The 12,635-nt window shown below is 66.7% G+C and carries 14 protein-coding genes; 6 read left to right on the top strand and 8 right to left on the bottom strand.

Features of this window, described 5'->3' with window-relative positions; translation table 11 throughout:
* Positions 1-138 precede the first annotated feature (138 nt).
* A complete protein-coding gene (locus R9X41_RS09450; RefSeq protein ID WP_318635188.1) occupies positions 139-921 on the bottom strand; it encodes an NAD(P)H-dependent oxidoreductase in 783 nt (260 codons plus the stop codon).
* Positions 922-985: 64 nt separating this feature from the next.
* On the opposite strand from R9X41_RS09450, the gene R9X41_RS09445 reads away from it, so the two are divergent.
* Entirely contained in the window at positions 986-1,885 is a 900-nt protein-coding gene (locus tag R9X41_RS09445; RefSeq protein ID WP_318634617.1) for a LysR family transcriptional regulator, read from the top strand.
* 18 nt (positions 1,886-1,903) lie between these two features.
* On the opposite strand, the gene R9X41_RS09440 is transcribed toward R9X41_RS09445, so the two are convergent.
* The 4 genes from R9X41_RS09440 to R9X41_RS09425 form a co-directional block, all read right to left on the bottom strand.
* Positions 1,904-2,329 (bottom strand): hypothetical protein, encoded by a 426-nt coding sequence (locus R9X41_RS09440; RefSeq protein ID WP_318634616.1) that lies wholly within the window; start codon positions 2,327-2,329, stop codon positions 1,904-1,906.
* A gap of 159 nt (positions 2,330-2,488) precedes the next feature.
* A complete protein-coding gene (locus R9X41_RS09435) occupies positions 2,489-3,487 on the bottom strand; it encodes a non-homologous end joining protein Ku (RefSeq protein WP_318634615.1) in 999 nt (332 codons plus the stop codon).
* A gap of 17 nt (positions 3,488-3,504) precedes the next feature.
* A complete protein-coding gene (locus R9X41_RS09430; protein WP_318634614.1) occupies positions 3,505-3,741 on the bottom strand; it encodes a hypothetical protein in 237 nt (78 codons plus the stop codon).
* A 92-nt stretch (positions 3,742-3,833) separates the two neighbouring features.
* A complete protein-coding gene (locus tag R9X41_RS09425; RefSeq protein ID WP_318634613.1) occupies positions 3,834-4,148 on the bottom strand; it encodes a plasmid stabilization protein in 315 nt (104 codons plus the stop codon).
* Between the two features lie 199 nt (positions 4,149-4,347).
* On the opposite strand from R9X41_RS09425, the gene R9X41_RS09420 reads away from it, so the two are divergent.
* Together R9X41_RS09420 and R9X41_RS09415 are read left to right on the top strand one after the other, a co-directional pair.
* Positions 4,348-5,634, top strand: coding sequence for a DUF2254 domain-containing protein (locus tag R9X41_RS09420; protein WP_318634612.1), 1,287 nt, complete (start codon positions 4,348-4,350; stop codon positions 5,632-5,634).
* Positions 5,635-5,649: 15 nt separating this feature from the next.
* A complete protein-coding gene (locus tag R9X41_RS09415) occupies positions 5,650-6,387 on the top strand; it encodes a MauE/DoxX family redox-associated membrane protein (RefSeq protein WP_318634611.1) in 738 nt (245 codons plus the stop codon).
* Positions 6,388-6,390: 3 nt separating this feature from the next.
* Here R9X41_RS09415 and R9X41_RS09410 read toward each other — a convergent pair whose 3' ends face one another.
* Both R9X41_RS09410 and adh read right to left on the bottom strand, forming a co-directional pair.
* Complete coding sequence (locus tag R9X41_RS09410; RefSeq protein ID WP_318634610.1) at positions 6,391-6,789, bottom strand: DUF779 domain-containing protein; 399 nt, start codon at positions 6,787-6,789, stop codon at positions 6,391-6,393.
* A 14-nt stretch (positions 6,790-6,803) separates the two neighbouring features.
* Positions 6,804-8,324 (bottom strand): aldehyde dehydrogenase, encoded by a 1,521-nt coding sequence (gene adh, locus R9X41_RS09405; protein ID WP_318634609.1) that lies wholly within the window; start codon positions 8,322-8,324, stop codon positions 6,804-6,806.
* Positions 8,325-8,570: 246 nt separating this feature from the next.
* On the opposite strand from adh, the gene R9X41_RS09400 reads away from it, so the two are divergent.
* The 3 genes from R9X41_RS09400 (at position 8,571) to R9X41_RS09390 (ending at position 11,771) form a co-directional block, all read left to right on the top strand.
* Entirely contained in the window at positions 8,571-10,451 is a 1,881-nt protein-coding gene (locus tag R9X41_RS09400) for a sigma-54-dependent Fis family transcriptional regulator (RefSeq protein WP_318634608.1), read from the top strand.
* Positions 10,452-10,485: 34 nt separating this feature from the next.
* Positions 10,486-11,427: a TIGR03571 family LLM class oxidoreductase gene (locus R9X41_RS09395; protein ID WP_318634607.1), complete on the top strand. Its 942-nt coding sequence runs from the start codon at positions 10,486-10,488 to the stop codon at positions 11,425-11,427.
* A gap of 104 nt (positions 11,428-11,531) precedes the next feature.
* Complete coding sequence (locus R9X41_RS09390; RefSeq protein ID WP_318634606.1) at positions 11,532-11,771, top strand: hypothetical protein; 240 nt, start codon at positions 11,532-11,534, stop codon at positions 11,769-11,771.
* 79 nt (positions 11,772-11,850) lie between these two features.
* On the opposite strand, the gene R9X41_RS09385 is transcribed toward R9X41_RS09390, so the two are convergent.
* The gene (locus tag R9X41_RS09385; protein WP_318634605.1) at positions 11,851-12,453 is read right to left on the bottom strand and encodes a M15 family metallopeptidase; all 603 of its coding nucleotides are present in this window, start codon (positions 12,451-12,453) and stop codon (positions 11,851-11,853) included.
* Positions 12,454-12,635 lie beyond the last annotated feature (182 nt).

The following is a 12,635-nucleotide window of genomic DNA, read 5'->3' as shown; positions in this document are numbered from 1 at the left end:
AAAGAAAATTCCCGAGATTTCAGGTGCTCGGACTTCAGCGCGAGCAATCCCCGCCGGGTCGCGGATGCCGCGAAGGCGAATCACCGCCGGTGGCGAAACCTCAGGTCGGCAGCGGTTCCGGCGCGCCGTCGGCAAGTTTCAGCGATGGGCCCGATGAACGCTGAAGCCGCTTGCGCCGGGTGCGACATCTGCGCGCAAGGTCAGGGCTGGAATGTCGTAGTCCCCTCCGTTCTGCCGTCGAAACGGAATCGGCTCGTCGGTAAACAAACCGTCGAGCCGGCGGGCGAGCCGCTCGCAGTGTCCGGCAAAAGCGGCCTCGTCCACCTTGCTCGTGCGGTACACGACGAAGGGCGGCAACACCTCGAAGCCGGGGTAGAACAGCACGCCGTGCTGGATCGGGAACAGGATGTCGTCGATCGGCCCGTTGATGCCGCGCGGCGCGTAGTGCGACTCCCAGCCACCAGTCGTCACCATCAGCATCGCGCGTTTGCCGGCCATGCTGCCCTCGCCAAAACGGTCGCCCCAGCGCGCGTCTGAATGCTCTCCCACGCCATAGGCGAAACCGAAGGCATAAACCCGGTCGACCCAGCCTTTGAGGATGGCCGGCATGGAATACCACCACAGCGGAAACTGCAGGATCACCGCGTCGGCCCAACGAAGCTTGTCTTGCTCGGCAGAAATGTCGGGGCTTTGTCGGCCACCCTCATACGCGCGCTTCGAATCGAGCGAGGCGTCGAAGCGCTGGCCCGCCGCGCCGTCGACGCTGTCGTCGGCGTCGATCGCGGCCTTCCAGTGCATGGCGTAGAGGTCTGATACCGCCACCTGGTGGCCGGCAGCACGCAGATGCTCGAGCGCGAAGTTCTTGAACGAACCGTTGAGCGAACGCGGTTCGGGGTGGGCATGGACGATGAGGATGTTCATATCCACCAGCTTGCCGACGCTGCCGGTATATTGGAAATGAATTTCCTGGATCCCAGGTATCGCCATGACCAATTTCAACCGGCTCGATCTCAACCTGCTGCTCACGCTCGACACCTTGCTGACCGAGCACAACGTGACCCGCGCCGCCGAGCGTCTGAACCTGTCGCAGCCCTCGGTCAGCACGCAACTGGCGCGGTTGCGGGAGGCGTTCGCCGATCCGTTGCTGCTGCCCGGGCCTCGCGGCATGCGCCCCACCGCCAAGGCCGACGCATTGCGGCAACCGTTGCGCGAAGCGCTCGATCAGCTGCGCTGTGCGGTATCGGTGGCGGAGCCTTTCGATCCCGCCAGCGCAGGCCACACGTGGCGCGTGGCTGCGACCGATTACGGGGGCAGCGCGGTACTGGCCCCCGCCATCGCCGGCCTGCGCCTCGCCGCGCCGGGCACCCGGCTCGCCATGCTCGAAATGGCGCCGCCGCGCATTTCGCGGCAGGCTGAACGCGGGGACATCGACCTCGCGCTGCATACCACCGAAGGTGCGCCCCCAGGCCTGCATCGCCGCGTGCTGTTTTCGGAGCGTTATGTGCTGGCAGGCCGGGCCGGGCATCCCAAATTGAGGCGCAGGCCGACGCCGGCGCAGTTGTGCCGGCTCGAACACGTGATCGTGTCGCCCGACGGTGGTGGCTTCGACGGTCCGACCGACGCGGCACTGGCCGCCTTGGGCCTGACTCGCCGTGTGGTGCTGTCCGTACCGCAGTTTTTGTTCGCAGCCAGCGTGGTGGCCAAGAGCGACCTGGTCGCCATGCTTCCCGCGCGCATCGTGCGGGGCCGCGTGGATCTGCAGGTGGTGGAGGCGCCGGTGGAAGTACCGGGATATGAGCTCGCCATGCTGTGGCACGAGCGCCTGCATCGCGATCCAGCGCACCGCTGGCTGCGCGATTTTCTGGCCGAGGTGGTGGCCCGCTAGTACCGCCCCACCGCCGGCCTACTTTTCTCGGACGAACGCCTGCTTGGTCAGCCAGCTCGGCTCGGTCCGCCGAAAGCGCCAGACGCCGGGGCTCTCGGGAGTCTCTTCGAGATGGTGATCCTGTCCGTCGAGCGGCGCAAAGCGGGCGCAACTTGGAACACGCGAAGTCGTCACGGAAATCACGAACGACTTGCTTGAGATTCGGCGGGCCTTGCCATTGGTATAGAACTCGAAGGGCTCCCCCTCGCGAAGGCACTTGCCAAAGTACTGCATGCGGTACTCGTTGCCGGTGCCTTTTTCGATGACGAATTCCGCGTCCTTGGCTACGTAGCGGCCAACGATGTCGGCATCGGCCGCATGACCAAAACTGCTTGCGCACGCCAGGGCCAGCGCGCAGCCAAATCGGGCCAGGAAAACCGTTTTCGAGAATGAAGGAGAAATCATTGCCGGATTGGAATACAGGTCACTGTCGGTCTGCGATGGACAACGGGAACCGATGGTCGCCGTTATCGCGTGCGGACTGTTTCATGCTGCTCCGCATCGCCGGATGATCTACGAAATCGGGCGAAAAGCGGATTCAACTTTTCTATCGCGATGTGCGGGCTATGCCGCTTTTCGTGTCGATTTGGACGCCTGCGCCGACTTCGCTGCTGCTTTTTTGGGCGCTACCGAAGGTTTACCCGCCAGCTTCTTTGCCGAGACCGGCACGGCCTTGGTCTTCGCGGCGGCTTTCGGTGCAGGTGCGACCATGCTCAATTGAGTCGGCTCCGTCTTGGCGACCCGTTTCAAGCTGCGTTGCAGCAACGCGGTGAGATCAACCACTTCCGCGCCGCCGCTGTTCTGCGGCTGGCTGTCGTCGAGACGCGACACCGCGTGAATCTCCCCCGACTGCGCTTTTTCTTCGACCAGCTTCATGACCTCGTCGGCGAAAGAATTTCGAAACTGATCCGCGTCCCAGGGTTGCGTCATGTCGGCGATCAGGGCCAGCGCCATGTCGAGTTCGGCCTGCCGCACGCCCAGAGCCTTGATGTCGCTCGGCGGCAGCTTCAGCGATTCCATCGACCGGATCTCACCGCCCCAACGCAGCAGGTTCGGCACCAGCGCCGGACCACAGGGAATCAGCACCGCGAGATGTTGCTTGGTAGCGATGACGACCTTGGCTACGCCGACCTTGTTGCTGCGTTTCAACGCCTCACGCAGCAGGGCATAAACCTTATCGCCGCGATTGATGGGCGCGGTGTAGTACGGCTTTTCCAGATAAACGAATGGAACCTCGTCCGCATCGATGAAAGCTTCTATCTCGATCGTCTGCGTGATCTTGGGATAGGCCTTCTCGATCTCTTCGGTCGACAGAATCACGTAGCGTCCGTCGCCGTAATCGACGCCTTTCACGATGTCCTCGGACCCGATTTCCTTTCCTGTTTTCTTGTTGATGCGCTTGTAGCCAACCGGGTCCATGGTGCGGCGGTCGAGCCAGTCAAAGTCGATGCCGCTCGCGGCGGTGGCCGAGTAGAGGCCGACCGGCACATGAACCAGCCCGAAACTGATCGCACCTTTCCAGACGGTGCGGTTCGACGGGGGCGCGCTGCCTACGGACGCCATGGCACTCGGCCCGGTCGTCAGCGGTTGACGCCCTGCACATCCGCCGGGGTCGCCGAGCCGCGCTCGGCGTCGGTCTTGGCACTTTGCATCATGGCACGATCGACGCCCCTGTCGTTCTTGGCCGGTCGTTCGCCTGGCGTGTTGCCGGCGGTTCCTGGCAAGGAGTTTTCGTAGGCTCGCTCGCCAGTGATGGCCGGTGCCGTATCGGTACCGGCGCGTGACGATTGGGATGAGGATGGGGAGGGTTTGTTCATAGCGAAAAGCTTGCTACCGGCCTGCGATCCACCGCGTAGGAAAACACCCCGGCCGTGGGGCTGCCGATGGCGATTCAGTCGTCCGTAAACGCTCAGCGACCGGTCTGCGCGGCATGGCGCTTGCGCGTGGCGGCCGCCTTGCGGGCGGATGCCGACCTTTCCTCGGCGGTGCGGGAGGCTGCTGCCGCGCCGCCCAAACTGCCGCCCTTGCGCGACGGCGCGGTGTCCGTCGCCTTTCCGACACCCGAGCCACCCTTGCGGCCGCCACCGGTCTCCTTGTTCACCGTAGCCCAGGCGCGGCGCTCGGCCTCGGGCTTGGATGTGCCCCGGTCCTCGTAGCCTTGCTCGATGTGTTCCGCCTGGCGCTGCTGCTTGTCGGTATAGGTGGTCTTCTTGCCTTTTGGCATGTTGATCTCCGGTCTGGTTGCAGGCTGCAAAGTTTCTGCGCCGCCGATGCATGAATCGTCGGAAAACGCTGGGTTACGGTGTCGGATGCAGGCATGCGAACTCCTGGCGAAGTCATCGCGAAGCGCAGCTGCAGCTTCTTGTCACGGCGTCGCGCAGCCGACGCATTAACGTCCGCGCTGCCTTTCTCGGATCCGACGCTTGAAAAAACCATTCCACAAAATCGCGGCCTTTCTCGCAGACACTTTCTGGGTGGTTCCCGGCTTCATGGCGCTGCTGGGCGTGGCGGGAGCGCTGGCGTTGATCGAAGTCGACCGACGGGGCTGGCTGGTGCAGGCCTGGGCGGCCGCCTGGCTCTACGACGGTGGCGGCACCGGCGCCCGCACCCTGCTGGGGGCGGTCGCGTCCTCCACCATCGGTGTCGCCGGCACGGTGTTTTCCATCACCATCGCGGCCCTGTCGCTGGCGGCAGGCCAGATGGGGCCGCGCCTGCTGCGCAATTTCACGCACGACCGGGGCAACCAAATCACGCTGGGCGCTTTCCTGGGCACCTTCGCCTATGCGCTCATGGTGCTGCGCAGCGTGCGAACGCAGGATGAAGGCGTCTTCGTTCCCCACCTTTCGCTGACCGTCGCCATCGTGCTGGCCCTGGCGTGCGTCGCCACCCTGGTCTATTTCGTCGGCCACATGGCCAGCCGCATCAACGTCGATACCGTGATCGACCTGGTCGGCGAAGAAGTGCGTTCGGCCATCCGCCGGCTCACGACCGACGTGCCGCCTACATCGGCGCCCGATGCTTCGTTCTGGCTCGGCGCGGAGCCGGTCCGCGACAGCCGCCGGGGTTATCTGCAACATCTCGACCTCGACAGTCTCGCGGATTGGGCGCGAACCAACGACACCGCGATCGAACTGCTGGTGCGCCCGGGCGACTACGTGTTTCCCGGTGCTCCGATCGCCCGGATGTTGCCGCCTCGCGAGGGCGCCGACCAGGCCATCCGTGCCGCAACCGGGCTCGGCGGCGAACGCAGCAGCGCGGCGGATCTGGAGTTCGCCATCCGCCAGTTGGTGGAAGTCGGCGTGCGGGCGCTGTCCAAGGGCATCAATGATCCGCACACCGCCATCAGCGTGCTCGACCGCCTGGGTGCTTCGCTATGCGACATGGCCTGCCGCGAGTTGCCGGGCGGCGTGCTGAAGCGCGATGGGCGTGTCGTGCTTGTGGTGCCAGCGGTCGACTACGACGGCCTGGTCGACGCCATGTTTCACATGATTCGCCAGGATGCCGCCGGCAGCGTGGCGGTGCTGATTCGCATGGTCGACGTGCTGGCGGCGGTCGCCACCTGCGAAAGCCGACCGCACAGGGTGGCGACCCTGGTGCGCCACATGGGCCTGGTCCTGGCAGACGCCGAACGCAGCATTTCCAACCCCAGTGACCTGGCCGATCTGCGTCGGCGCGAGGCGCGTTTTCGCCAGGTCTGCGAACAGCGCTGAAAGGTCGAAGAGCCCATGCCGACGTCCGCCCGCAAGAGCGCCGTGCTCTACCGCATGGTCATGCCCGAACACATCTGCCCGTGGGGCCTGAAGGCCCGCTGGCTGCTCTGGCGCAAGGGCTATCACATCGACGACCATCGGCTCAGGACGCGCGAGGAAACCGATGCGTTCCAGGCAAAGCACCATGTCCAGACGACGCCGCAGACCTTCATCGACGGCGAGCGTATCGGCGGCTACGACGATCTGCGCCGGTTCTTCGGCCTGCAAGTGGCCGAGCCCGGAGCGACTTCCTACCGACCGGTTGTCGCGGTGTTCGCGGTGGCGTTGCTGCTGGCGGCGGCAGCCATGTGGAGCCCCGACCCGCCATCGGCCAGACGTCTTCTCGGGTGGCTCGTCTCCTTCGCCATGTGCATGCTGGCCCTGCTCAAGCTGCAGGACATCGAGTCGTTCTCGACCATGTTCCTCAACTACGACCTGCTGGCCCGGCGGTTCGTGCCGTATGCGTATTTCTATCCCTTCGGCGAGCTGGGCGCGGGCTTGCTGATGGTGTCGGGCCGACTCCCGCACCTGGCCGCCGCCGTGGCGCTCTTCATCGGAACGGTGGGCGCGGTGTCGGTGTTCAAGGCCGTCTACATCGACAAGCGGAAACTCAAGTGCGCCTGCGTGGGCGGCAGCAGCAACGTTCCCCTGGGCTTCGTCTCGCTGACCGAGAACCTGATGATGGTCGCCATGGCCCTGTGGACCATGGCGTAGCCCTCACACCCGTGCCGTCGGCGCCTCCCTTGCGGACAGCCGGGCCCATTCCTCGTCGGTGAACAGTCGCGAGCGGGTCAGAAAGCGCTGGCCGCTGCGCCCCTCCAGCGAGAACATGCCGCCGCGCCCCGGCACCACGTCGATGATCAACTGCGTGTGCTGCCAATACTCGAACTGCGGCCCGCTAATGTAGAACGGCGCGCCGCCGATCTCGCCGAGCAGCCGGTCATAGTCGCCCACCACGAATTCGCCTTGCGCAAAGCACATGGGCGCGCTGCCGTCGCAGCAGCCGCCCGACTGGTGGAACATGAGCGGCCCATGCTCCTCACGCAGCAGGGCGATGAGCGCCAGGGCGGCGTCGGTGGCGGTGACCCGCGCCACGGTGTCGTGGTTGGTGACCATGACGCGGCCCGTGCTCAGAAGAAGCCCAGCTTGTTTTCGCTGTAGCTCACCAGCAGGTTCTTGGTCTGCTGGTAGTGGTCGAGCATCATCTTGTGGTTTTCGCGGCCGATGCCCGAGCTCTTGTAGCCGCCGAAGGCCGCATGCGCCGGGTACTGGTGGTAGCAGTTGGTCCACACCCGGCCGGCCTGGATGCCACGGCCCATGCGGAAGGCGGTGTTCATGTCGCGGCTCCACACGCCGGCGCCCAGGCCGTAGAGCGTGTCGTTGGCGATCTCCAGCGCCTCGGCCTCGTCCTTGAAGGTGGTGACAGATACCACCGGCCCGAAGATTTCCTCCTGGAAGATGCGCATCTTGTTGTGGCCCTTGAACACCGTCGGCTTGACGTAATAACCGCCGGCCAGGTCGCCATCGAGCTGGTTGCGGTCGCCGCCTGCGAGCACCTGCGCGCCTTCCTGCTTGCCGATGTCCAGGTACGACAGGATCTTTTCCAGTTGCTCGCTCGAAGCCTGCGCGCCGATCATGGTGTCCATGTCGAGCGGACTGCCCTGCTTGATGGCCTCCACCCGTGCGATGGCGCGCTCGATGAAGCGGTCGTAAATGGATTCCTGCACCAGCACCCGCGACGGGCAGGTGCAGACCTCGCCCTGGTTGAGCGCGAACATGGCGAAGCCTTCGAGCGCCTTGTCGAAGAAGGCGTCGTCCTTGTCCATCACGTCGGCGAAGAAGATGTTGGGCGACTTGCCACCCAGCTCCAGCGTGACCGGAATCAGGTTCTGGCTGGCGTACTGCGAGATCAGCCGGCCGGTGGTGGTCTCGCCGGTGAAGGCGATCTTGGCGATGCGGTTGCTCGACGCCAGCGGCTTGCCGGCTTCCAGTCCGAAGCCGTTGACGATGTTCACCACGCCCGGCGGCAGCAGGTCACCGATGAGCTCCATCAGCACCAGGATCGACACCGGCGTCTGCTCGGCCGGCTTCATCACCACGCAGTTGCCGGCGGCCAGCGCGGGCGCGAGCTTCCATACCGCCATCAGGATCGGGAAGTTCCAGGGAATGATCTGCCCCACCACGCCCAGCGGCTCGTGGAAGTGGTAGGCGTAGGTGTCGTGGTCGATCTGGCTGATGCCGCCTTCCTGCGCGCGGATGCACGAGGCGAAGTAGCGGAAATGGTCGACCGCCAGCGGCATGTCCGCGTGGGTGGTTTCGCGGATCGGCTTGCCGTTGTCCCAGGTTTCGGCGGCGGCCAGCATGGGCAGGTTCTGCTCCATGCGGTCGGCGATGCGGTTGAGGATGTTGGCGCGTTCGGTCGGCGAAGTCTTGCCCCAGGCGACCTTGGCGGCGTGGGCCGCGTCGAGCGCGCGGTCCACGTCGGCAGCGGTGGAGCGCGGAATTTCGCAGAAAGGCTTGCCGGTGATCGGCGTGATGTTCTCGAAATACTGGCCATTGGCCGGCGCGACCCATTCGCCGCCGATGTAGTTGCCGTAGCGCTTCTTGAAATTGACCGAAGTGCCGAATTTTCCGGGCTCGAGCATGTCCATGACCGTTGTCTCCGTTGCGACGTTGTTGGAAGTGGCGTCGCGAACGGCGACGCCCGTGTCCTTGCGCAAGCCACGGGCCAATCGGACCTGGGGCTTTCCCGGGGGTGCCCCAGGCCTGCCGCTGGGGGGAAGGCTGCACATGTCATCTGACCGAACGATGGATAAGTCGCAATTTGCGATAGATGTCCGAGAATGTGTCGCAGACCCCGTCGCGTTTCGCGACAGCTACGGGCACAGGAGACAGGCATGAACCCATCCGGCGCGAGCTGGTCCGCGGTCGATCGGGCGCGGCAGATGTTCTTCGTGGACGGCACCGACCCCGGCGTGGAGCTGGCGCCGGGCATTCGCCATTCGTGGCAGCGCTGCGCGGGGCTGTCCTTCCACGACGACGAGACCGGCCCGATGAGCAACGGCGAGCTGAACGCACGGCGCGAGGCCGCCGCCCGGCTGCGCCAGTGCGCCCAGCCGGAGCTCGACGGCCTGGCCGAACATGCGCTGCGCCAGGGCTGCGTGGTGATCCTGTCGGATGCCAGCGGGCTGATCCTCGACGAGGTCGGCAGCCCCGAATTCCTGCCCAAGGCGCACCGCGTGGCGCTCGCCCCCGGCGCGGACTGGTCCGAAGGCATGCGCGGCACCAACGCCATCGGCACGGTGCTGTTGCAGCGCGAGCCGCTGATGGTGCGGGGCGGCGAACACTACCTGGCGCGCCACGGCGGCCTGGGCTGCGCGGCGGCGCCGATCTTCGACGCGCGTGGCGAACTGCTGGGCGCGCTCGACATCTCGGGCGAGTCGGTGCAGGTCGATGTCCACGCGCTCGGCCTGGTGCGCCTGGCCGCCGCACAGCTCGAGCACCGGCTGATGACCCGCCACGGCGAGGGCCAGCTGCTGCGATTCCATCTGCGCCCCGCCCTGCTCGGCACGCCGCGCGAAGGGCTGCTGTCGGTGCAGGACGGCGTGATCGTCGGTGCCAATCGCACCGCGCTCGGCCTGCTCGGCATGGACTGGAACGACGCGCTGGGCACCTCGGCCGCACGAATCTTCGGCGAGCGCTGGCAGCGGCTGCAGACCGCGCCCGGGCTGGTCGCCTCCGAAGGCGGGCAGCAGTGGGCGGTGGCCGTGGGCCCGGCAGCGGCCGATGCGCCGGTGCGTGCATCGCGCCGGCCCAACACGCCCGACGGGCCGGCCGTGGAAGTCGAGCAGATCGAGCAGGTGGCGCCCGAAGCGCCGGATGCCATCGAGCCCCTGCTCGCCCGCGCGGCGCGGGTCGCATCGCAAGGCATTGCGGTGCTGGTGACCGGCGAGACCGGCAGCGGCAAGGAAGTCTTCGTGCGCCGGCTGCATCGGGCCGGACGCCGCGCCGGCGGCCCCCTGGTGGCCGTGAACTGCGCAGCCCTGCCCGACACCCTGATCGAAGCCGAACTCTTCGGCTACGAAGACGGCGCCTTCACCGGCGCGCGGCGTCGCGGCATGCCGGGCCGGCTGCGCGAGGCCGACGGCGGCACGCTGTTCCTCGACGAAATCGGCGACATGCCGCTGGCCCTGCAGACCCGCCTGCTGCGGGTGCTGGAAGAACGGCTGGTGCGACCGCTCGGCGGGCGGGCCGACGTGGCGGTCGACTTCGACCTGGTGTGCGCCACCCACCGCGACCTGGCCGGGCTGGTCGCCGCCGGGCTTTTTCGGGCCGACCTGCTCTATCGGCTGCAGGGTTATGCAGTGGTGATTCCGCCGCTGCGCGAGCGGGCCGACCGGCGGTCGCTGATCAGCCGGCTCTTCCGCGACGCGGCCGGCGACCGGGGACTGAGCCTGAGCGACGCGGCCCTGTCTGAACTGGCCGACCGCCCCTGGCCCGGCAATCTGCGCGAGCTGCTCGGCACGCTGCGCAGCCTGGTCGCGCTGGCCGACGACGGCGCCACGCTGGAGCTGGTCGACCTCGACGGCGGCCCGGTCGCCGCCCTGCCTGTCGCGCCGCCATCGCAGGGCGAATCGGCGGGGCTGCTGTCGTCGCTCACCGAAGACGCGGTGCGGCAGGCCATGGCGCGGCACCACGGCAACGTCACCGCCGCAGCGCGTGAACTGGGCCTGCACCGCAGCACGCTCTACCGGCATCTCGCCAAAAAGCCTGCCTGAGACGGGTCGTTGCACCCGGGGTTAACGTCCCCGGATGCAAACCTTCAATGCCGCCCACGGCCGCGTACTCGCCGCGCCACGACTCACCATCGGGCTGATGACGCCCCTGGCGCGACAGCCCGGCGCGCCGCCCGACCTGGACCTGGAATGCGCACTCGCCCGCCGCGCCGACGAGCTCGGCTTCGCGGCGCTGTGGACACGCGACGTGCCACTGTCGATACCGCAAGGCAGCGACCAGGAAGCGGCCGTCCTCGACGACCCCTTTCTGTGGCTGGGCATGCTTGCATCGGTCACCCGGCAGACCGCCTTGGGTACCGCAGCCGCCGTGCTGCCGCTGCGCGATCCGCTTCACCTGGCCAAGAGTGCGCTGTCGCTCGACCGGATGACTGGCGGGCGATTGGTCCTGGGGCTCGGATCCGGCGACCGCGCGGCGGAGTTCGCTGCCTTCGGGGTGGATCTGGAAGCACGCGCGGCGTTGTTCCGCGAACGCTGGGACGTCGTGCGCGCCGCGCTTTCGCTCCATGCGGCGCAGCGTGCACCCCTGCTCGCCGCGACCGGCGGTTATGAAGTGCTGGCGCCAGCCGCTGCCATTGTGCCAATGCTCGTCGTCGGGTCGGCGCGCCAGTCATTGCAATGGATCGCCACGCATGCGCAAGGCTGGGCCACTTATCACCGGGAGGAAACGCGGCAGCAAGGCCGCATCGGGCTGTGGCGCACCGCGGTGGCTGAGCGTGCGCAAGGCCGGCAACGGGCGTTCATCCAGTCGCTTGGCCTCGACCTGCTGGACGACCCGCTGGCGCCCGCCGAGCCGATCGAGTTGGGCATGCGCGGAGGACGGATCGCGCTGGTGGCCTACCTGCAACGGCTGGAAGCGGCCGGCGTGGCCCATGTACTGCTGCATCCAACGCGGGGCCGACGACCTGTGCAGGACGTGATCGAGGAGCTGGGAAGCAAGGTGCTCCCCGTTTTCGGGTAACGGTCAGGCATGGTGGCCCCAACGCCTGCCACGCGTGGAAACACGTTAGCGGCCGCTCCCTGTCTACATTGGTCGCCCCTACGACCTTTCCAACAGGACCACCGATGACCGCTTCCATCCACTTCGTGCTCGACGCCCAGACCAAGGCCGCCCTGCCCGCCTTCGCGCACACCCCGCTCGACTTCAGCGGCGACCAGCCGGTGCCGGTCATTGGCGACACGATTTCCCTCGCGGCGGTCGCGGCGCATTCCTTTGTGGTGAAGGATCGGTCCTTTGCCTACGACCAGAACGGCGGCGTGGTCGTCACGGTGCACCTCACACTGGCGAGCGAACGGTCGGTCTGACAGGCCAGCCGCTGCTGAACACCGCTAGCCGCCGCCGAGCCGATCGCGCGGCGGTTTTTTTAAATCGCCCGGCCAGGCCTCAGGCAAACACCGGCTTGCTGTCTCGCACCCGGGCGCGCAGCCCTTCCAGCATTTCCCGCTCCGACATCAGCGCGGCCCAGCCCGGCCGCAGCTGGTAATGCGGCCGGTCCTTGATGGTGGTCCAGTTGCCGCCCCAATCCAGGCCGATCTCCAGCCCCACCGCCCCCACCGCGTCATAAGCGGCCGATTCCGGCAGATAGGTGGCGCCGTCGAACACGCCGATGTCGAAGGCGATGCCGAAGTTGTGATTCGATTCGCCCGCCTTCGCATTGGTCACCCGCGGCCCCGGCTTGGTCCGGCCCTGGGCGAACAGCGCGTCCTGCTCGGCATAGGTGCGCAGGCCGCTGATGATCTTGATCTGGATACCGATATCGGCGGCCCGCGCCACCAGCAGCCGGGCATACGGCGCCACCTCCGGTTGCAGGCCGGCGATGGTTTTCTCGGAGCGCGGGTCGGCCGTTGCGGCGAACTTCTTGGTGTCGGGCACCGGTTTGCCGATCACGCTGGCGTAGATCGCCTTCCAGGTCTGCGGCCCGGGTTTTCCGTCGACCTCCACGCCCAGCTTCTTCTGCACCTCACGCACCACGCGATCCAGATCCATGCGCATCTCCAGTCGGCCGAAGGGCCGCGCCGATTGGATCGCGACGACGATCGAAAATCCATCACGCATTTGCGGTATGCGCGGCGGGCATGGAGCCGTCAGGCCCACATCGGCCCCAAGCGGCGCGTTCTCGACAGACCACGGCCTGATCCGGACAAACACCGATGCCCGGCAGTGAAAGA

The sequence above is a fragment of the Xylophilus sp. GOD-11R genome (genome assembly GCF_033546935.1).
GTDB lineage: Bacteria > Pseudomonadota > Gammaproteobacteria > Burkholderiales > Burkholderiaceae_C > Xylophilus.
Note: the sequence above shows the minus strand (reverse complement) of the source record. Positions and strands in the feature narration are given on the sequence as shown.

Bases quoted from the DNA above. Each gene is read 5' to 3' on its own strand.
- R9X41_RS09450 (WP_318635188.1), bottom strand. From the start codon at position 921: ATGAACATCCTCATCGTCCATGCCCACCCCGAACCGCGTTCGCTCAAC.
- R9X41_RS09445 (WP_318634617.1), top strand. From the start codon at position 986: ATGACCAATTTCAACCGGCTCGATCTCAACCTGCTGCTCACGCTCGAC.
- R9X41_RS09440 (WP_318634616.1), bottom strand. From the start codon at position 2,329: ATGATTTCTCCTTCATTCTCGAAAACGGTTTTCCTGGCCCGATTTGGC.
- R9X41_RS09435 (WP_318634615.1), bottom strand. From the start codon at position 3,487: ATGGCGTCCGTAGGCAGCGCGCCCCCGTCGAACCGCACCGTCTGGAAA.
- R9X41_RS09430 (WP_318634614.1), bottom strand. From the start codon at position 3,741: ATGAACAAACCCTCCCCATCCTCATCCCAATCGTCACGCGCCGGTACC.
- R9X41_RS09425 (WP_318634613.1), bottom strand. From the start codon at position 4,148: ATGCCAAAAGGCAAGAAGACCACCTATACCGACAAGCAGCAGCGCCAG.
- R9X41_RS09415 (WP_318634611.1), top strand. From the start codon at position 5,650: ATGCCGACGTCCGCCCGCAAGAGCGCCGTGCTCTACCGCATGGTCATG.
- R9X41_RS09410 (WP_318634610.1), bottom strand. From the start codon at position 6,789: ATGGTCACCAACCACGACACCGTGGCGCGGGTCACCGCCACCGACGCC.
- adh (WP_318634609.1), bottom strand. From the start codon at position 8,324: ATGGACATGCTCGAGCCCGGAAAATTCGGCACTTCGGTCAATTTCAAG.
- R9X41_RS09400 (WP_318634608.1), top strand. From the start codon at position 8,571: ATGAACCCATCCGGCGCGAGCTGGTCCGCGGTCGATCGGGCGCGGCAG.
- R9X41_RS09395 (WP_318634607.1), top strand. From the start codon at position 10,486: ATGCAAACCTTCAATGCCGCCCACGGCCGCGTACTCGCCGCGCCACGA.
- R9X41_RS09390 (WP_318634606.1), top strand. From the start codon at position 11,532: ATGACCGCTTCCATCCACTTCGTGCTCGACGCCCAGACCAAGGCCGCC.
- R9X41_RS09385 (WP_318634605.1), bottom strand. From the start codon at position 12,453: ATGGATCTGGATCGCGTGGTGCGTGAGGTGCAGAAGAAGCTGGGCGTG.